An 18,959-nucleotide genomic window follows, 5' to 3' on the forward strand; every position below is an offset into this window, starting at 1 on the left:
CTGACGAAACAACCGGCGGCCGATCCGAGAATCTGCCACCTGCCCGGCGACGGGATGAGCGCGGCAGGTTTCATGCGTACCTGGACACGCTCCGTGCCCCAGATGACGGCAGGCAGAGGACTACGGGAGGCCCTGGTCGCCACCTACATATGGGGGAAGGGCAAGCGCGGCACGCCTCGCGGCAGCGGACCGGCCACCCTGGGCGAGATCCTGGCCGTGGAAGGCCTGGATGCGGCGCTGGCGGCAGGGGTCACCGCACTTCGTGACCGCGGTTCGCGCGAGGCCTACGCGACGCTCCACCAGCGGATCCCGGGGTTCGGGCCGTCCTTCTTCACGAAGTTCCTGTACGTCGTCGGCAAGACCGTGCCGCCTGCCCAAGGTCCGGAACCGCTCATCCTCGACCGTGTCCTGTCGCGGCGTCTGCGGTCTCTGGCGGCCGAGGTCGGCCGGGAGACCGGTCACGACCCCGATGGCTCGGTAGCGACGTGGATGTGGGCTGACGGTGCGGTCCGGCCAGGAGCTGTACGCGATCCGGAGCCTCGGTAGCGTCGGCAGCCCCGACTCGACTTCGGCCTGCGGGGGCCCGCTTGCCTTCGCCTGGGATTCGTACACCCCTGCGATCACAGATCCTTGAACGCTTGCTTACACAGAATCACGTTGCGGTCACGTTAATCAGAGGCATCTTGACGCTTCCTCCACCACATAGTTGAGTTTCGGCCACATTGGCCGCGATTCATGCGGTCAACCCTGGAGGTTGGATTCAACCAATGAACGCACTACTGCGTCGTGCCGCCGTCGCAGCCACCGCCCCCGCGATGGCCATGTCCCTCTTCGGCTGCGGGTCGACCGAGGACCCGGGTGTGAGGCTGAGTGACGACATCGTTGTCGGTCTGCTGCTTCCGGAGAACGAGGCTGCTCGCTATGAGCAGTTCGACAAGCCCGTCATCGAGGAGCGCATCGCGCTTCTCACCAACAGCAAGGGCACGGTCCGCTACGCAAACGCGAAGAACGACGCCGACCTGCAGACGCAGCAGGTCGAATCCATGATCAAGGACAAGGTCGACGTGCTGATCGTGGACCCGGTGGACTCCAAGGCCATAGCCGGCGCGATAGAGAAGGCGGACGAAGCCCAGATCCCGGTCGTCTCCTTCGACCGCCTCGCCGAGGGCCCCATCGACGGATACGTCTCCTTCGACAACGAACAGGTCGGCCACAGCCAAGGAGAGTCCCTGCTCAAGGCTCTCAAGGCCGAGGCGGGGTCCGGTTCGAAACCCGGCCCCGCGTCGGGCAAGATCGTGATGATGAACGGCGCCCTCACCGACCCGAACGCCGCCATGTTCAAGAAAGGCGCCCACACCGAACTCGACGGCAAGGTCGAGATCGGCCTCGAGTACGACACCAAGGACTGGAAGCCGGAGAACGCCAGGGCGAACATGGAGGCCGCGATCGCCGCACTGGGCAAGGACGCCATCACCGGCGTCTACTCCGCCAATGACGGCATGGCGGGCGGCATCATCGACGCGCTCAAGTCCGCCGGTGTCACCGACCTCCCGCCGGTCACCGGCCAAGACGCCGAACTGGCGGCAGTCCAGCGGATCGTTGCCGGTGATCAGTACATGACCGTCTACAAGCAGTACGCGCCGGAGGCGGAGGCCGCCGCCGAGATGGCGATCCTGCTGGCCAGAAACATGTCGCTCGGCGCCGCAGCGCACACGGACATCGACACGCCGACCGAGACGTCCGTCCCGACGGTGCGCATCCCCGTCATCGCCCTGACGAAGGACAACATCGAGGAGACCGTCGTCACCGACGGCCTCTACACGGTGGACCAGATCTGCATTCCCAAGGTCAAGGCCGAGTGCGAGGAGCTCGGGCTCAAGTAGTCCACCAGGACGGCCTCGCGTCCTGTGCCCCGTTCGCTCTGTCGTCCTGAACAGCCTCAGTTCACCAGCTGTCCGGCGGGCCGTGGCCCGTCAGGTGGCGGGCAGCGGTCGGTTCCCGTGCGGGTGCAGGCGGTCGGTGAGGTAGGCGAGGATCTCGTCGCGGGCCCGCGCTGTGGGGTGGCCGGCCTCGTCGACGAAATGAGCGGTGACGACGCTGTGCGGGGTGCCGACCAGGTCGGCGAAGAAGGGTGGCGGGGCCGGGTTGGCGGCGTTGTCGGGGAGGACGCGCCCGTCAAAGGCGTCGCCGAGCAGCGAGCGATAGGCGGCGAAGCGCTGCCCCGTGCACCAGCGGTCGCCCTCGAAGCGGTAGGCGAGGACGGTGAGTCCGTCGCGGACGAGCCGGTCACGCACCGCGCGCGCGTCCGCCGCGTCGAGTTCCAGTCCGCCGGGGTCGTCGAGCGGCAGCGACGGGTGGTTGACCACCGGGGCCATCACCGCCGGCTCCAGGGCCATGGTGAGCGCGAAGTTGCCGGTGAAGCACAGGCCGATCGCGCCCACCCCCGGCCCGCCGCACTCGGCGTGGGCCTGCCGCGCCAGGCCGCGCAGCCAGAGCGTCACCGGGCTGGTGCCGCCCCCGGCGAAGGCGCGGAACTCGGCGCTGACACAGGCGCGGCGGACAACCTCCCGGCCGCCTTCGACCGTGGGCCAGGAGCCGTCCGTCCCGAACAGGGAGGGCACATGGACGGTGAACCCCGCGTCCCGCACCCAGCGCGCGAGCCGCAGGACGTCGGGGCTGATCCCCGGCATCTCGGGCAGCAGCACGACCGCGGGCCCGACTCCGCCTACGTACACCGTCTTCTCCACCCCCTCCACGTCCACCCTCCGGCGGCTGAAATCGGTGATCGCATCATCGTTGCCCATGGGGCCAGCCTGGTCCCGGGGCCAGCCACCGGGTGAGAGGCGGAATCGCCAAGGCAAGGGGTAATCTCGCCACACGCGCGGAAGGCGAGCGGTACGCGGCCGACGACCCGGGGGCGGGACACCAGGAGGTACGGGGCGATGGCGGAGGCGACGCGGCAGGCAGAGGCAGGTGCGGGTCCGGGTGCCGGGCCGGAGGCGCTGCGGGTCGGAATCCTGGCCTACCCGGACTGCTTCGCCTCCGAAGTGTTCGGCGTCCCCGACCTGTTGACGATGGCCGGGCATGTCGCCGGACCGGACGCCCCCGGCTATCGGGTGTCGGTCGTCTCGCCCCGCCGCCGGGTCACCGCCTCGGGCGGCACGAACCTGGACGTGGGTCCCTTGCGCGAGGTCGACGTGCTCGTGGTCCCCGGATTCGAACTTCTCCCGGACACGGACCTCGACGCGCGGCTCGCCCGGCTCGTCCCCGAGATCGCGGCGATTCGCGCACAGGCCGCCGCCGGCACCGCCGTCGTCTCCCTCTGCGTCGGCGCGTTCCTGCTCGCCGAGGCCGGGATCCTCGACCGGCGCCGGGCCACCACCTCCTGGCTGTACGCCGCCGAACTGGCCAGGCGCTGCCCGGGCGCCGACGTGCGGCCCGAGCGCCTGGTCGTCACGGACACGGGGGTGACGACCACGGCCGCCTTCAGTGCCATGTACGACTTCGCGCTGGACCTGATCCGCCGGCACAACGGCGCCGGGGTGGCCCGCACCACCGCACGGCTGGCGCTCGTCGACGACGCGCGGACCTCCCAGACCCCGTACGTCGACCCGCGGCTCCTTCCGCAGCCCGGCCGGGAGTTCTCCCAGCGCGTCATGCGGCGGCTCGACCAGAACCTCACCGAGCGCTACGACCTCACCGCGCTCGCGGACTCCTTCCGGGTCAGCACCCGCACGCTGCTGCGCCGCTTCGCCGAAGAGACCGGACGCAGCCCACTGGCCCATCTGCAGGCCTCCCGGGTCCGCCGCGCCCGCCATCTTCTGGAGACCACCGACCGCACCGTCGCCTCCGTCGCCGCGGCAGTCGGTTACCAGGACCCCGGTACCTTCGCCGCCCTCTTCGCCCGCCACACCGGCCACCGCCCGAGCGCCTACCGGGCCGCCTTCCGCCGCACGGCCGGGGCGTCCGCCCCGGAAGGCGGCGTCCAGCGTCGTAGCATCGCCACCCGCTAAGAACGCCTCGACCGCCACCTGCCCGCCCTCGCCCTCGCCGACACCGTCGTCCGGCTCGACCAATGAACGTACGCAGGCCGGGCAGGGGTGCTCTTGGCGCACACCTGGCCGGGAGGCATCCTGCGTCATTCGTCAGGCAGGACGCGCTCGGCACACCGGGCCCGATACCTGCGGCTCGTCCGCCGGGGCGGGTCAGGGTGTCAGAGAGCCACTCTTCACGGTCGTCCAGCTGCCTTCCTTCACCGCGTACACCGTCAGTCGGCGGTCGACCGTGTCGCCGTACTTGTCGAAGGCCACACGACCCGTGACGCCGTCGAACCCCAGTCCCGCCACCGCCTGCGGCATCTTCGCCCGAGCATCCTCGGGGAGACCTCCGTGAGCCGCCACGACGGCCTTGACCGCCTCAATGACAGCCCAGGCCGCGTCGTACGCATAAGGGCCGTACGAACCGGCTGCTTCGGGGTACCCCGCTTTTCGGTACCGGGCGAGGAAGGTCTCTCCTCTCGCCAGGCTCTCGGCGGGTACGCCGATGTTGGTGGCGAGGTCGCCCTCGGCCTTCGGGTTGGTCGTGAGGAATTGCTGGTCGAAGACGCCGTCGCCACCCATCAGCGGGATGTTCTGACCCGCCTGTTTGAGCTGCCGGGAGAGCGGTGCGGCGGTGTCGTAGTAGCCGCCGAAGTAGACGGCCTCGGCTCCGGAGCTACGGACCCTCGTGGCGAGGCCCGAGAAGTCCTTCTCCGCGGGATCGACCTGCTCGGTGCCGACGACGGTTCCGCCGAGTTTCGTGAATTCGGCCGTGAACCCGGAGGTGAGGCTGGTGCCGTAGTCGCTGCTGTCGTCGATGACGTAGAGCTTCGTCTTCCGGGCCTCTTCGTGGAGGTACCGGGCAGCGAACGGCCCCTGGTCGACGTCCGTCGCGACGGTGCGGAAATACGTCTTGTACGGGCGGGACTTGGTGCCCTCGGCCCAGTGGGGGCCCAGTGTCAGCACGGGGTCGGTGTTGGCCGGCGACACGTTGACCAGCTTCGCCTGTGCGAGCGGTTCCGCCATGGTCCGGGCGACACCGGAGTTGAGCGGTCCGACGACGCCGAGCACCTTCTCGTCGGCGACGAACCGGGCAGCGTTCGGCCCGCCCTTGGCAGGAGAGGCCCCGTCGTCCAGGGCCTTGATCTGGAAGTTCACGCCGGGTACGTGGCGGGTTCGGTTGGCGGTCTTGGCTGCCAGGTCGGCGGAATTCTTGATTCCGACGCCGAGCGGGGACAGGGCGCCGCTCAGCGGTGCGTCCACTCCGATCACCACAGTCGCGCGCGAAGCCTCGGAACCGCTGCCGGCCGCACCGCCGCCGGGCGGATCGTCGCGATTGAAGGTCCAGGTCAGGACGGAGCCGGCGAGCGTGGCCACAGCCACTCCGAGGACAGTGGAGCGCCGGGTGAGAGCGCGCCGCCGGGCGGTCGCCCCCTCGCCGTGCCCTTCCTCGTGCGTGCCGCCGAGCGAGACCACGTGCTCGGCCTCGGTCGTGGGCACGGGCGGGGTGGTCGGCCGGTTCGGTACGGGTCTGCGGGAGGAGCCGGGGGTGGATGCGGAGTCCCTGACCGTGGGCGTCGGCAGGGGCGGCGGGGACGGCAGTTCTGCCTCCCGCTCCGTCGGAGTCGGGGCGTGCTCCGTCACCGCGTCCGCAACAGATGCCGGATCCGGGGCGGGTACGGCTTCGGGCACGGGCGGCGCGGGCTCGGGTGCGGGCGGCGCGGGCTCGGGTGCGGGCGGCGCGGGCTCGGGTGCGGGCGGCGCGGGCTCGGGCTCGGGCGGCGCGGGCTCGGGCTCGGGCTGGTCGGCCGCGGCGGTTACGCCTCTCCGGTGCCGGGAGGACCGCAGCGCCGACGCCAGCAACTCGGCGGCCTCTGCGACCCCCGGTCGATGCGCCGGGTCCTTGATGAGGAGCGCGTCCAGTACGGGCGCCAACGGGCCCGCGTGCTGCGGCGGCAGGTGCGGCCGCGTGAAGACGGCCACGGCAAGGGCGTGCAGCCCCTCGGCGTCGAACGGCGGCCGCCCCTCGACGGCGTGGTAAAGGGTGGCGCCGAGCGCCCACAGGTCGTTGGCGGACGTCGGGCGCTTGCCCTCCAGTTGCTCCGGCGGCATGTACTGCGGGGTGCCGATGACCGTCCCGCTGTGGCTGAGCTTGGTCGTGGCGTCCGCGAGATGAGCGATACCGAAGTCGGTGAGGACGACGCGGTCCTTGGTCAGGAGCACGTTGTCCGGCTTGATGTCGCGGTGGACGATCCGCGCTGCATGCGCCTCGGCAAGCGCATCGAGCATGGCGGAACCGATCTCCGCCACCCGCTGCACGGACAGCCGGCCCTGCTGGCGGATGGCCGCGGCCAGGGACTGCCCCCGGATGAACTCCATGACGATGACGGGGGCGCCCTGGTGCTCCACGACGTCGTGAATGGTGATGATGCCGGGATGGCTGAGAGTGACCGCCGCACGGGCTTCGCCGGTGAAGCGCCGGAGCAGCGTGGCGCGGTCGCCGTCGTCCAGCCCCACCGGGAAGAGGATCTCCTTGATGGCGACCTCGCGTCCGAAGAGCTGCTGGTCGACGCCCCGCCAGACCCGGCCCATGCCGCCCTGGCCGATGCGTTCGACCAGTTGGTACCGGCCGGCGATGAGTTCGGAGTTCTGCTCGGTCACTCGCACACTCTAGGCGCTGGCAGGCCGATCAGGAGACAGAATGATGGCCTGATCACGGCCCTCACCCAGGTGACTCGGTGAGCCCTCGGCAAGCGGCCCCGGCCTCCACCGTCGCCCGCCGGCCCGGAACCACGCGCCATGCGCTGGAGCGACCGTCTGACAGCGCGCCGCGACCTGATGACGGTCGGGGCGAGCGGGCATCCCTGTCGCCCGATTCGTCCGTCCAGGCGGCCGACCGCCTGGGTGGTCACCGGGACCGGCCTGGATGGACGAACGGGCAGCGCACCTGCCACGGAATGCGGACCTTCGCGGGCGTACGAGCCCGGGACTCTCCTCCGTTCAGCTTGATCGCTTGGCTGGGAAACCGTGGATGCGGGCGCCGACGACAACGATCAAAGCCGGTACGAGCAAGGCCAGGACGCTCCAGGGCAACGATGTGGCACCGAGCAACTCGAGCAGGACACCGCCGACGACACCGCCACCGGCCATGGCCACGTTCCACAGGGTGACGAGCATCGCCTGCGCCGCGTCCGCCTGGTCACGTCCGGCCTGTCCGGCAGCCGTCTGCAGGAGCGTCGGTACGCCGCCCCAACCAAGGCCCCACAGCAGCACGGCGAGGTAGACCAGAACCGGACTGTCGGCCAGGACCGCGAGGATGGCGGCGGCCGCGCCGACCAGGAGCGTGCCGGCGGTGGTCAGACTGCGCAGGCGGCGGTTGATCAGAACACCGGTGATCCAGATGCTCACCAGGGAGGCGCCGCCGAAGACCAGCAGCACCAGCCCGGTGCTGTCGGTCATCCGGACATGGGCGAGGAAGGCGGCGATGTAGGCGTACAGGATGGTGTGAGCCAGGACGAAGACCAGTGTCACCAAGAGAACCGGAGCGACACCGGGGACGCGCAGCGCTTGACGCATGGGCGCGCGGTGCTCCGGGCGCCGCCCAGGGTAATCGGGCACGACGACCATGATCCACACAATCAGGGCGACAGCGAGGACGCTCATGGTCAGGAACGCCGCCTGCCAGGTGAGCGCCTTGCCCATGAAGGTGCCTGCGGGTACGCCCAGCGAGAGGGCGACCGGAATGCCGGCCATGGCGATGGCGATGGCCTTCCCCTCGAGGCCGACCGGAACCATGCGGCGGGCGTAGCCGGCCAGCAGGGCCCAGGCCAGGCCGGCGGCCACACCGGCCACGAGGCGGGCGGCCATGGTGAGCGGATAGGAGGCCGACAGGGCTGTGACGGTGTTGGCGACGGCGAATCCCGCGATGGCGGTCAGCAACAGGTGCTTGCGGCGCCACCCGGCGGTGGCCGCGGTGAGAGGAATGGCGGTCAGCGCGGTGCCGAGGGCGTAGATCGTGACCGTCTGCCCGGTGGCGGACTCGCCGACGTGCAGGTCGGCGCTCATCTCGGGCAGGAGTCCGGCAGGAAGTGTCTCGGTCAGACTGGTGATGAACACCGCCGTGCCCAATGCGAGCAGTGCCGCCATGGGCAGTTTTTGCTTCTGGTCCCGCGTACCGGAATCAACGGGTACCTGCTGTGTCGTCATGCCGGTATGCTCCAACCCTCACATAGATGTGAAGGTCAAACCCGACATGGCGTTAGGTGGAGCTCATGCGCATCGGCGAGCTGTCCGAACGGACGAACACCAGCCGCAGGCTGCTGCGTTACTACGAGGAGCAGGGGCTCATCGTCGCGGACCGCTCTCCGAACGGCTACCGCGAATACGACGAGCGCTTCGTCGATCGCGTACTGCAGATCCGGGGGCTGCTCGACGCAGGGCTGCCGACCCGGATCATCAAGCAAATTCTGCCGTGCCTGGACAAGCCAAGAGTGATCTACTTCCCCGATGCCACCCCGGAGATGATCGCAACCCTGGAAACGCAGTTGGAGCAGATGAACCAGCGCATCGAGTGCCTGATCCGCAACCGGGACGCCGTGGCGGAGTACGTGGAGTCGGTGCGGGACCACCGCAGCTCCGACGCTGCCTGAAAACGACAGCGGTATCCCCTCGGCCTCGCCTGCCTCAACAGCGCCGATCACCAGCCCGTCACCCTGACTTCCTTCCTGCGGCACCCAGAACGCCGCACCTACGGCACTGCCAATAGAACCTGCTTTGACGGGTATTCGAAGTGGCACCGGCAAAGCGTCGATCCGAGGGGGTAGGTGCCGTGCGCGCCTTCAAGCAGTGGCTCAACCGAAGCCTCACCGCGCAGGCGCTAGCGATCTTCCTGCTGGGTATGGGGATCACCGCCCTGGTCCGCCGGGATGCGCATCCGGTCGGGTGGGTAGTCAACGCCCTGTTCTACACCGCCATCGCCATCACGGTCCTGGCCGTGCAGCGTCGCAGGATCAGCCGCGCGGTCGGCACCGACCCGCGCGGAATCGTGGAGCTCAACCGCAAGATCCGGCACAACGAGGTACCGACCGCACCCGAAGAGCGGGAAGCCATGCGGCGGCTCGTCGCTCAGCAGCTGGGGCAGATGGAGCGCGGAGGCAGGTGGCTGCCCTACTGGCTTGGCTTCATGGGGTTGATGGCGGTCGGCATGCTCGCTCTCGGGGTGGCTACCGGCTCCTGGGGTTTCCCTCTGATCTTCGCGGTCGGCGTGATCGTGTTCTGTTGCTGGGTCCTGTGGATGCGCCGACGTTCGATGGACCACTATCGCTCCATGCGCTCGGCCCTGCAGGCCGAAAGCGAACCGGCGTTGTGAGGCTGTCGCCCTTCGTGCCGGTTCGCCGGATACGCGGGTTGTCACCTACGGGGCTCGGGACGATACGAACTCCCGCGCTGATGACGCGCCGACTGTGACTAGCAGCGCCTTCACCCGCAACGGACCGGGGCGGAGCCGGCGCACCCTGACCAGTCGCCACGGACGGCGCGAGGCCGAGGGGCGCCGACGATGTCGGCGGGAGCTGCCACTCCCCCACCGTGTACGACAGCCCACCGCGCGCAGCGGCGACTGGCCCCGATGGTGTACGAAGTTCTTCATGCACGAAGAAATCCAGGGTTCGACCGTCCGTGTCTTCATAGCGCTCGCCCCTCCCGACGACGCCAAGGAGGAACTGGCGCAAGCACTGCGGCCCGCCTATGACGCGTATCCGCGCATGCGGTGGAACCGTATCGAGGACTGGCACATCACCCTGGCATTCCTCGGTGAGCTGCCAAGATCAGCCGTTTCACTCCTGCAGCCGCCGCTCAGTGGACTCGCAGCGAGGCACCGCCCTCTGCACCTGGCCCTGCGCGGCGGCGGACATTTCGACGAGCGTGTGCTGTGGAGCGGGATCGGAGGGGACCTCGAAGGGCTGCGCCAGCTCGCCGGAGAGGTCCGGGCGCTGGTCAAGGCACAGGGCGTCGCCTTCGTGGACCGGCCTCTGAACCCACACCTGACGCTCGCCCGATCTCGCCGCGACGACACTTCCAGCACGGTGGAGGCCGCCGCAGGACTCTCCGCGTTCGTCGGCCGCACGTGGCAGGCCGAGCGTCTGCACCTGGTCGGCAGCAACTTCGGCCGCGGCCCGGGACCGATCCACTACCGCGACATCGAGTCCTGGCCCTTCAACGACGCGAGATGAACCATCCTGCGCGCAAAGCAAGGACGCCGGCGAGCGTTGGGGGACTGCTGCGGTGAACACGGCACAACATTCCCCACACTGGGCGAGACTGCTGGTGTCGCTGCTGTAACCACCGGTCCGGATCGGCCGTCCAGATGCCGGTTTCCTCTCCCTCAGCCCCACGGCCAGGCGCGTCCACGTGACCGCAGGGCTGAGCAGGTGGTGTGTTCAGCTGGGCGTTCCCCCCTGCTGTAGTAGAGACAGAAGCCATCCCTGGACGTGTCCCAGTTCGCCCCTGAGCACCGACTCAGCCGGCCGACAGGTGCACCTCAACATCCGAGGTCAACCGTTGATCTGCATCCCTCCACGGGGTCAGTCGGGTGTCAGCGTGTGGCGGTGACGATCCACACGGCGCCGGGGATGCGCACGCCTTGTGCCGTCTCGAACTCACCGAGGGCGTCCTGCACCTGGGCGCGCAGCGCAGCCACCGTGGCCGCCTCCACGTTCCGCAGGTTGTGTTGGATGGGCCCCATCGCGAAGATGAAGTCGGCCGCGTCGTGAGCGTCCACGCCGAAGCCCATGTCCGCGCTGACCGGGTTGATTTCGACGGCGTGGAAGCCCGCCGTTGTGAGCACCTCGGTGATTCTCTCCGGGGCGAGCAGGGAGCCCATGCCCTGCGCGGCGGGTGAGGGTTCGCGCAGGTAGGGCCTGAGCGCCGAGGTCGCCCGCGCGAAGGCGCTGTGGGGGCCGTCGGGCTGCGGGCCGAGGAAGGTCAACTTTCCGGCAGGCGCCAGCGCGTCGTGCAGGTGGGTGAACGCCGCGACCAGGTCGGCGAAGAACATGACGCCGCCGCGGCTGACGATGGTGTCGAATCCTCGCTCGGTGAAGGGGTGAACCTGCGCGTCGCCCTGCTCGAAGGCGATGTTGGTGAGGTTCTCCCCGGCTGCGTCGCGGCGGGCCCGCTCGAGCATGGCCGCGGACAGGTCGACGCCCAGCACTCGGCCGCGGTGGGCGCGGCGGGCAGCCAGGCGGGTGGTGAGGCCGGTGCCGCAGCCCACATCCAGGACGGTGTGGTCAACGGCAATGTCGGCCGCGGCGAACAGCGGCGCGTTGAAGGCTTCCATCATCGCGTTGTAGCGGTCCGGGTGGTCGGCCCACAGCTGGCCCTCCCAGCCGTTCCACGCCTCTGCTTGCTGCTGGTTGGCGATCGTCGGCATAGCGGTTCCCCTCAGCCGATCTCCTAGAGTCCATCTCTAGAGGTCACTTCTAGAGGTAGACTCCAGCCATGAGTGCTGTCAAGGGCCCCCGGCCCGACCGGGCCAAGGCGACGCGTCGCCGAATCATCGCCGCCGCCACCGAGTTGTTCGTCGCCAACGGCTACGGGGCGACCACGCTCCAGCAGGTGGCCGACCAGGCGGGTGTGGCCGTCCAGACCATCTACTTCACCTTCCGGAACAAGCCCGGACTGCTGAAGGAACTGGTCGATGTGGCCATCGCGGGCGATGACGCACAGGTAGCGACGATGGACCGGCCCTGGTTCGCTCAGGTAACGGATGCGCCGGACGCCAGCAGCGGCCTGGCCGCACTCGTGACCGGAAGCCGCGCCATCCTGGAGCGCGTCGCCGCCGTCTCCGAGATGGTCCGCGCCGCAGCCGCCGCCCACCCCGAGCTGCGCGACGTCTGGCCCGAACACCAGGACCCGCGCCACACCGTCCATACCGCAGCGGCCAAGGCGCTGCTGGACAAGCCCGGCGCCCGCCCCGGACTGACCGTCGACGAGGCGGCCGACATCCTCTACGCCCTGCTCAGCCCCGAGTTGTTCCTCATCCTCACCCGCGACCGGGCCTGGACTCCCGCCGCATGGGAGCGCTGGGCGGCCGACACCCTCGCCGCTCAGCTCCTCGCTTCGGACGGGCCCGGCCGCGATTGACCTGACCGCGGGCTCGTCGCCCTTCAGACGGCCGAGGTCCGCCGGTTCGAGCAAGGCAACCGTGCCCGAAGCCGATACCTCTGGCGGGGGCTGCGTCACCCGCGTCACAGAGGGGCGGCACCTGCCTCAGAGGACGGATTCCAGAGGTCGCAGGCCACGGGCCAGACGCGCGCCGCTGATTAGGGATGGTGGTGATCCGCAGCGACATGGTGGTGCGGCGGAAGACGGGCACAAGGCTTGAGGGCCACGTATCGGACGACCCGGCGCCGTGCTTCGTGTGCCAGCGGACCGTGGCGGGCGGTCGTGTCGTACGGATGGTGAGGGCTAGCCACTGCGCGCAGGAACAGGCTAGCCACCGCTCGCACGTGCCAGGGGTGCCATGATCCGCCGCATAGTTACCTGGCTCGACTGCACCGACTTCGCCCGTTACGCCCTCATCCCGGCGGAGCTGCTGCCCGGCTGGGAGGGGACGGAGGTGAACGACGTGATCGACGCGTACGTCGCGGTTGCTCACATCTTGCGAATGCACAAGAGCTGGTCGAGGACTGGAGTCGATCACGCAGGGCTACTTCCTGGGTGATCACGACGAGACTCTGCTGGAGTGCGTGGAGCAGCTCCGCCTGGCGCGCGCTGCTGTGCCCCGGGATCCGGACGTCACTGCGTTCTTCACGCTCGGCCTGGTGTTGATGTACGGCCATGCAGCAACGGAGGCTGACCCCAGAGCCGCAGACGAGGCTTCGGAGGCGCTGCTGGCCGCGGCTTCGGATCCGGCCGTCGCCGAGCGGGCGTGCGGCCACGCGATCCATCCGTGCGAAGAAAGTGACGTGGACGGGAAGCTGGAGTCCTTCGAGATGCTTCTGTGTTGTTGCTGGCCGGGGACTCGGAGTACGAGTGGTCGGACCTCGACTGCCCGGAGGGGTCCCGATGGCGTTGCCCGCACAATGTGGCAGGCTTCGCCCGTTGGGCCGCGGCGGCAATCCGTTGAGGGGACGGCGCGGTTGGTGCCTTCGCGTGGGAAACTCTTGATCGCCGCCCACTGGGGCAAGGGGGTGCGGCCCTCACGGCGTACGAGCGCCGTCGTTGCGTAACACTGAGTTAGATCACAACCGCCGGGTGATCGGGTGCTCGCTGCGGATGTTCCGCGCGGCCTGCACGAGTTGCGCGTTGCCCTCTGCGGCCGAGCCGTCCGGCAGTGTCAGTACGTCCTCCAGACCGATTCTGGTGTCCAATCCCATACCGGTTGCCGCTCGCAGCACGGGCCAGGCCCCGCCGTCTTCACCGTGCAGCAACAACGCCGCTGCGGGACCTTCCCCGAGCTCCCGCACCAGGTCCGTGGCCGTTTCCGCTGCCGTACCCGGATCGGTGTCGGTGACCTCTGCGAGCACGCGCAGCACCCGATGGGCCAGTGGCCAGGCACGGAACCGGCGGGCGCCATCGGTCCCCGACCAGATGCCGGCCTCGATGCCGATCCCACGCTCCAGCAGCACACCAGCCGTTGCTTCAGCACCTTCCTCGTGCCAGTTCACCGAGGCATGATCCGGCAGCACCGCCCAGGCCCGGATCAGCTCGACCCGCCGCAGCGGGTCCGACACCGCCCACGCCCCGGTAGTGACTCCGACGCGCACCCCTTCCGGCACGACGGCACGCACCGCGCTCACCGCATCGCCCACTGCCTGTGGATCCAGTGAATCGAGACCGTCAGCCCCCTTGGGGTGCAGATGAACGTCCTCCGCGCCAGCCTCCACCGCACGCGCAGCCTCGACCGCCAACTCCCGGGGGGTCAGGGGAACCCAACGGCTCTCTCTCCGACTCCGCACTCCATTCAGGCACACCTGCAACATGGACAGAACTCTGCCAGACGCACTGGCACCCTCCACAGTCCCGCGCTCAGTGAGCACAGAACGCCCACGGCAAGAGATTGAAACTCCTACAAGACGCTGCCGGAGGACGATGCCGGTGACGACGAGGGACCCGATGGCGAAGCCGCGGACCTGGACGACTTCCTCGAAGAGGCGGAGCCCGAGGGCGCGGTGAGGATGCATCGCGACGCCCTGACGGCCGTGTTGGAAGCAGTATCCGCCTGCGCCGGGTGGGCCTTGGGACGAGGCCCTTCGATGTCTGCAGGTCACTGCGATGGCTGCGGATCAGTACGATCCTAGGGTTCCGGGACCGGGCGTCGAGCGGCAGCGGCAGCGGCAGCGGCAGCGGCAGCGGCAGCGGCAGCGGCAGCGGCAGCGCAATGCTCTCGCATGGCTCAGGGCAGCAGCGAGCACCGAGCTGAGCCGTGTGGTTACCGACATGCATGCGCGCGCCCGAACTGATGCTCTCGGGTGCCTTCCCGGTGCCGTGACTTCTGCAGCCTTCAGTTGAGCTGCTCGGCGAGTCCGACGATGATGCCCTCGTGTCCGCGGACGTAACAGAGGCGATAGACGTCCTCGTACTGCGCCACGTCGCCGACGAGTTCCGCGCCGTGGGTGGGCAGGCGGGGCAATGACGTCCTCGATGCCGTCGACCGCGAACATGATCGACGAAGGCGCTGCGGGCTGCGGGCTGCCCAGTTCAATACCGAACGTGCGCCGACTCTCACCTGGCAGTAGAGCGAAACACGTTGCACCCAACGGTTTCTGACGCCAACGCATGCGTGCAATCCTTCTGACGCTCTGCGCATCGCCCGACCCGCGCACCCCGCACAATCGGCCCGGTCCTGGATGCGGCACGATGCGCGTATGAACGGAGAGCGGGGAAACTTCGAAGAACAATCCATCGCCGAGCTCGCCCGGCGACTCGTTGCGGCGGACACCGGTGGCTGGACGCCGGACGGGGTGAGGGCCTTGGCGGCTGAACTCGGCTGGGCCTGGAACGGCACGCCGGACAGGCCCGTCCTGACAACCGGCCGGTCCTCGGGCGACGCCCGCTTGCGCCCGGTGGGTAAGTACGAGGAACGGTACGTCTGCAACGAGTCGTATGTGGAGCTCGCGGTCCCCGTTGCCACTTCCGTACCAGACGCCGCAGCGCAGGCCGCCGCCTTCCGCGCCGCCAAAGAGGAAGTGACCGCGGCGCTGGGCAAACCGTCAATCATCGGTTCGCACGGCGATTTGGGCCCCTTCTACGACAGCGAGCCTCTCTGGGGCGCTCCCTTCGCCCGCTGGCGCGGCAGGCCGGACACCCTGGAACTGCGCGCCGGGCAGGCAGGTCCGGAGCTGGTCCTGCAGCCCACCGACCCGACGGAGAACTGGTTCTGGCGTCAGGGGATCGGCGAGGAGCACTCGATCAGCGGCTATTTCGGCAGCAATAACGACCAGGCCAACGCCGGCCTCGGCTTTCCCGGCGGCTGGACCGCCCGCAGCTGGGACACCGTCACCCGGTCACTGGACCAGTTCCTGGGGGCGCTGCCCGCCGAGACGACCGCCCTCGGTGTAAGCATCGCAATGCCGGTCTACGGGCGCTACGGCCACGACGCGCCCCTCCTTTTCGAAGTGACGTGCAGCGACCGGCTGTCGATCGGCTGCTTCGCCCCGGACGACGTCGATCCGGCCGCACTCGGCTGGGGCACAGTCGCCCAGCACCCGAGGACGGCGTCGGTCTTCAGCGACGACGATCCGGTATGGCGTGTGGACGCGGGCGGCCCCGGGGAGCTGAAGGGCCGCGCACTCGCCGAGATGCTCGTGGCGACGGCCGGGGCAACGGGGGTGCGCGAGCCGACGGACCTGGTCATCGGGGGCGAGGCCTGTTACGTGGACGGGTACGACGTGAGGTACTACGGGCTGGGGCTGCCGACCGGCTGACCCGCTCCCCCGGCGCGCCCTCCCGGCTGCCGTTGGACCACCTCGCCTCGCGGGTGAGACGCGCGGACTGCGAACGGGACCGGACCGCGCGTCTCGCAGGGGGCACGGGGCGCTCCAGTGTCCGGGACCCGTACCCGGCCGTGCACCGGATCGGCCGTCCCTCGCCCGATGCGGCTCACGCCGGCGACCTGTGGGTACTCAGTAGGACCACCGCCCGGCCCAGGTGTTCCACGAGACACGCCCTGGCCCGTCAGCGTCGTTCGGCCGCGCCTGCCTCCAGGAGCGGGGAGGTGCTGCAGGCGGTTGCGCCGGCAGGTTCCTGCAGGAACCTGCCGAACGGCTCCGGCACCCCCGCGTCCATGCCCGCATCAACCAGCGCCCACCGACAGCGTGCCGGGTCGCGTCGCTGCCAACGCGCCGTTCGGCGGCTCCTCAAGCTGCCCGCCCGCCTGCACCCCTGGGGTCTGGCTGCGGTCGACAAGGAGTAGGACTCAGTACGGACCGGACCGCGCCAGTGGACGGGGCAGCCAGGACGAACCGATGGCCTGGCGACACCGAGGACCTATCCCCGCTTGCGGAGGTACGCCTCCAGTTCTGCGGCCCCCGTCAGCATCGCCCGTCCGCGGGCGGACAGCCGACCGCGCCAGCCGCCCAGTGCGGCCTCCAGCGACACCAGGCCGCCGGCCGCCCGCACTTGGGTGATCAGCGGAGCGATCTGCTCCAGAAGGTAGCCGCCCCGCCTGAGCTGGTGGACCATCCGGGCATCGCGCACGTCGGCCTCGCCGTAGACGCGATACCCGGTCACCGGGTCGCGGCGCGGGCGCACCAGCCCGGCGTGCTCCCATTTGCGCAAGGTTGCGGGCCGGATGCCGAGCTCGTCCGCCAGCGGCCCGATGAACGTGTCACTGCGCCCGGATGCTCTGACCCGCTCGGATTCCGCAGCGGGTTCGGACGATGTCGTGCACTCCAGGTCGCGGAGGGCGCTCTCCACGGCCTGGAGGGTCCGCCGGTCGTCGAGGAGTTGGGCGTGGCTCTCGTCGATGAGGCGGAACGCCGCGTCGTTCGCGTCCTGGTTGACGGCTCGCATGATCGAGGACGCCGTCTGGTGGCCGTGGCCGGGCAGCAGGGCAAGAAACGCACGAAGGGCCACCGCGTGCAGCGGCGTATAGGTGCGGTAGCCGTGGGATGTGCGACCGGACGCCGGCAGGATGCCGGCTTCCTCGTAGTTCCTGATCGCCTGCGTGGACAGACCATGTTCGCGTGCCAGATCGACTGGCCTGAGCCGCTCACTGCTTTGAAGGTTTCGCTTCATGGTCCTGCCGATATCGCGTAAAAGTTTCAATCGGAGGTTCAACGATACCGTTGAATGCATGGCTACTCACATCCAGGACACCACCCATCCCGTCGAAGCAGCCGCCGTCATAAGGTTGCTTACGACCCGGCCGCGACTGCTCGCCCTGGGCGAGCCCACCCACGGCGAGGACACTCTCCTCGACCTGCGCAACGAGCTCTTCCGGCAACTCGTCGAGGAGGAGGGCTGTCGGACGATCGCGATCGAGAGCGACTGCATGATGGGCCTGGTCGTGGACGGGTACGTCACTTCGGGCAAAGGCACCCTCGACGAGGTCATGGAGCGTGGAATCAGCCACGAGTGGGGCGCCTACGCGGCCAACCGCGAGCTCGTGCGCTGGATGCGCTCCTACAACGACGGCCGGCCCGCGCCGGAGCAGCTCCGCTTCGCCGGTTTCGACGGCCCGCTGGAGATCACTGGCGCCGCGAGCCCCCGGCAAGCCCTCGCCGGACTCCACGCCTACCTCTCTACCTGCGTGGACGCGGATCTGCTCCCCTGCACCGCGGAAACGCTCGACCGCCTGCTCGGCGCCGACGACCAGTGGTCCAATCCCGCTGCGATGCGCGACCCGGCCCAGTCCGTCGGGCAGTCGGCCGAAGCCAGCCAGCTGCGGCTGCTCGCCGACGACCTGGCCGCACTCCTCGACGCGCAGGCACCGCACCTGGTCACGGTGACCTCACGGGACGACTGGGACCGGGCGCGCCTGTACGGGCGCACAGCGACCGGCCTGCTGCGCTACCACCGCTGGATGGCCGACGCCTCACCGGCTCGGTTGACGTGGCTGGCGAGCGTGCGGGACCAGATGATGGCCCACAACCTCCTCGCCCTCGCTGAACAGGGCCCCGCACTCGTCCACGCCCACAACTCCCACCTCCAGCGGGAGCAGAGCACGATGCGGATGGGCGGGATGCCGCTGCGGTGGTGGGGCGCCGGTGCGTTGGTGAGCGCCCAACTGGGCGAAGATTACGCCTTCGTGGCCACGGCTCTCGGCACGATCCGGCACCGGGGAGTGGACACGCCGCCGCCGGACACCGTCGAAGGACTCCTGTACTCGCTTCCGGAGGACCAATGCGTCATTGACACCCAGCGGCTGGTCACGGTCCTCGGCGAAACGCTGCCCACCCCGCGCGTTTCCCCGTGGTTCGGTTACTCCCCGCTCGACCCGACCCACTTGGCAGGAATGGACGCCCTCGTGTTCGTCAAGGACGTCCCCCGGAGCTAGTGCCACAAGCAGCAGCCCAGGTGGCAGGATTCCGCCCTGCTGTCCGCTGCTCCGGCTCGGCTCGGCTCGGCTCGGCAAGTCTCGGGGCGCCCTTGCGCTCCATCATCGCGACGGGCGGTCCGCGAGGAGGCAGCGCGCGTGCCACAGCAGCGCTCACCGCGCTGGGTGATGACGGGGCGTACGAGGATGTGTTGCCGCAGCGAGGGCCGGAGCAGCGGCCGACCGGAACTGGCGAGGGAGCAGCCGCGGCCACCATCGCGTTGGCGTTCCCGGTGGCTGCCTCGCCGCGCTGCGGCACAACCGTAGGGGGCGCGAGTACGGCCCCCGGGGAACGACGTCACCGGGCCAGCCGCGACGCATCGGAAGAAATACCTCGGGCGGCCGTCACACCTTGGCGAGTCGGTCCGTCAATGCTGTGAAAGCGC

At 69.4% G+C, this 18,959-nt stretch carries 16 protein-coding genes and 2 pseudogenes; 10 read left to right on the forward strand and 8 right to left on the reverse strand.

What is annotated here, in order from left to right; translation table 11 throughout:
• Positions 1-102: 102 nt before the first annotated feature.
• A complete protein-coding gene (locus AC07FK_RS23780) occupies positions 103-546 on the forward strand; it encodes an 8-oxoguanine DNA glycosylase OGG fold protein (RefSeq protein WP_479106929.1) in 444 nt (147 codons plus the stop codon).
• Between the two features lie 221 nt (positions 547-767).
• On the forward strand, positions 768-1,883 hold the full coding sequence (locus AC07FK_RS23785; RefSeq protein WP_479106930.1) for a substrate-binding domain-containing protein: 1,116 nt from the start codon (positions 768-770) through the stop codon (positions 1,881-1,883).
• 90 nt (positions 1,884-1,973) lie between these two features.
• Here AC07FK_RS23785 and AC07FK_RS23790 read toward each other — a convergent pair whose 3' ends face one another.
• Positions 1,974-2,804: a dienelactone hydrolase family protein gene (locus AC07FK_RS23790; protein ID WP_479106931.1), complete on the reverse strand. Its 831-nt coding sequence runs from the start codon at positions 2,802-2,804 to the stop codon at positions 1,974-1,976.
• 138 nt (positions 2,805-2,942) lie between these two features.
• Here AC07FK_RS23790 and AC07FK_RS23795 point away from each other — a divergent pair, with 138 nt between their 5' ends.
• Positions 2,943-4,013 (forward strand): GlxA family transcriptional regulator, encoded by a 1,071-nt coding sequence (locus tag AC07FK_RS23795; protein ID WP_479106932.1) that lies wholly within the window; start codon positions 2,943-2,945, stop codon positions 4,011-4,013.
• A 192-nt stretch (positions 4,014-4,205) separates the two neighbouring features.
• Here AC07FK_RS23795 and AC07FK_RS23800 read toward each other — a convergent pair whose 3' ends face one another.
• The 3 genes and pseudogenes from AC07FK_RS23800 to AC07FK_RS23810 all read right to left on the reverse strand — a co-directional run bounded on the left by AC07FK_RS23800 (position 4,206) and on the right by AC07FK_RS23810 (position 8,243).
• Positions 4,206-5,420 (reverse strand): branched-chain amino acid ABC transporter substrate-binding protein, encoded by a 1,215-nt coding sequence (locus tag AC07FK_RS23800; protein WP_479106987.1) that lies wholly within the window; start codon positions 5,418-5,420, stop codon positions 4,206-4,208.
• 495 nt (positions 5,421-5,915) lie between these two features.
• A pseudogene (locus tag AC07FK_RS23805) lies at positions 5,916-6,704 on the reverse strand (serine/threonine-protein kinase); the annotation flags it as partial.
• A 333-nt stretch (positions 6,705-7,037) separates the two neighbouring features.
• On the reverse strand, positions 7,038-8,243 hold the full coding sequence (locus AC07FK_RS23810; protein ID WP_479106933.1) for an MFS transporter: 1,206 nt from the start codon (positions 8,241-8,243) through the stop codon (positions 7,038-7,040).
• 65 nt (positions 8,244-8,308) lie between these two features.
• Here AC07FK_RS23810 and AC07FK_RS23815 point away from each other — a divergent pair, with 65 nt between their 5' ends.
• The 3 genes from AC07FK_RS23815 (at position 8,309) to thpR (ending at position 10,267) form a co-directional block, all read left to right on the forward strand.
• Entirely contained in the window at positions 8,309-8,686 is a 378-nt protein-coding gene (locus AC07FK_RS23815) for a MerR family transcriptional regulator (protein ID WP_479106934.1), read from the forward strand.
• Positions 8,687-8,865: 179 nt separating this feature from the next.
• Entirely contained in the window at positions 8,866-9,405 is a 540-nt protein-coding gene (locus tag AC07FK_RS23820) for a hypothetical protein (RefSeq protein WP_479106935.1), read from the forward strand.
• A gap of 277 nt (positions 9,406-9,682) precedes the next feature.
• Positions 9,683-10,267 carry an RNA 2',3'-cyclic phosphodiesterase gene (gene thpR, locus AC07FK_RS23825; protein ID WP_479106936.1) on the forward strand — a complete coding sequence of 195 codons (585 nt, stop codon included), beginning with the start codon at positions 9,683-9,685 and terminating at the stop codon, positions 10,265-10,267.
• Positions 10,268-10,629: 362 nt separating this feature from the next.
• Here thpR and AC07FK_RS23830 read toward each other — a convergent pair whose 3' ends face one another.
• Entirely contained in the window at positions 10,630-11,463 is an 834-nt protein-coding gene (locus AC07FK_RS23830) for a class I SAM-dependent methyltransferase (protein ID WP_479106937.1), read from the reverse strand.
• Between the two features lie 68 nt (positions 11,464-11,531).
• Between AC07FK_RS23830 and AC07FK_RS23835 the strand changes: the two genes are divergently transcribed.
• Entirely contained in the window at positions 11,532-12,176 is a 645-nt protein-coding gene (locus AC07FK_RS23835; RefSeq protein ID WP_479106938.1) for a TetR/AcrR family transcriptional regulator, read from the forward strand.
• A 379-nt stretch (positions 12,177-12,555) separates the two neighbouring features.
• The gene (locus AC07FK_RS23840; protein WP_479106939.1) at positions 12,556-12,756 is read left to right on the forward strand and encodes a hypothetical protein; all 201 of its coding nucleotides are present in this window, start codon (positions 12,556-12,558) and stop codon (positions 12,754-12,756) included.
• A gap of 520 nt (positions 12,757-13,276) precedes the next feature.
• Here the strand turns inward: AC07FK_RS23840 and AC07FK_RS23845 are convergent.
• Together AC07FK_RS23845 and AC07FK_RS23850 are read right to left on the reverse strand one after the other, a co-directional pair.
• Positions 13,277-14,017: a 3-keto-5-aminohexanoate cleavage protein gene (locus AC07FK_RS23845; RefSeq protein WP_479106940.1), complete on the reverse strand. Its 741-nt coding sequence runs from the start codon at positions 14,015-14,017 to the stop codon at positions 13,277-13,279.
• Between the two features lie 521 nt (positions 14,018-14,538).
• Positions 14,539-14,701 (reverse strand): annotated as a pseudogene (locus AC07FK_RS23850) (VOC family protein); the annotation flags it as partial.
• 201 nt (positions 14,702-14,902) lie between these two features.
• Here AC07FK_RS23850 and AC07FK_RS23855 point away from each other — a divergent pair.
• On the forward strand, positions 14,903-15,961 hold the full coding sequence (locus AC07FK_RS23855) for a hypothetical protein (protein ID WP_479106942.1): 1,059 nt from the start codon (positions 14,903-14,905) through the stop codon (positions 15,959-15,961).
• Positions 15,962-16,523: 562 nt separating this feature from the next.
• On the opposite strand, the gene AC07FK_RS23860 is transcribed toward AC07FK_RS23855, so the two are convergent.
• Positions 16,524-17,273 (reverse strand): TioE family transcriptional regulator, encoded by a 750-nt coding sequence (locus AC07FK_RS23860; RefSeq protein ID WP_479106988.1) that lies wholly within the window; start codon positions 17,271-17,273, stop codon positions 16,524-16,526.
• Between the two features lie 58 nt (positions 17,274-17,331).
• On the opposite strand from AC07FK_RS23860, the gene AC07FK_RS23865 reads away from it, so the two are divergent.
• On the forward strand, positions 17,332-18,534 hold the full coding sequence (locus AC07FK_RS23865; RefSeq protein WP_479106943.1) for an erythromycin esterase family protein: 1,203 nt from the start codon (positions 17,332-17,334) through the stop codon (positions 18,532-18,534).
• The last annotated feature ends 425 nt before the right edge of the window (positions 18,535-18,959 follow it).

Source organism: Streptomyces sp. NPDC046122, from assembly GCF_056429965.1.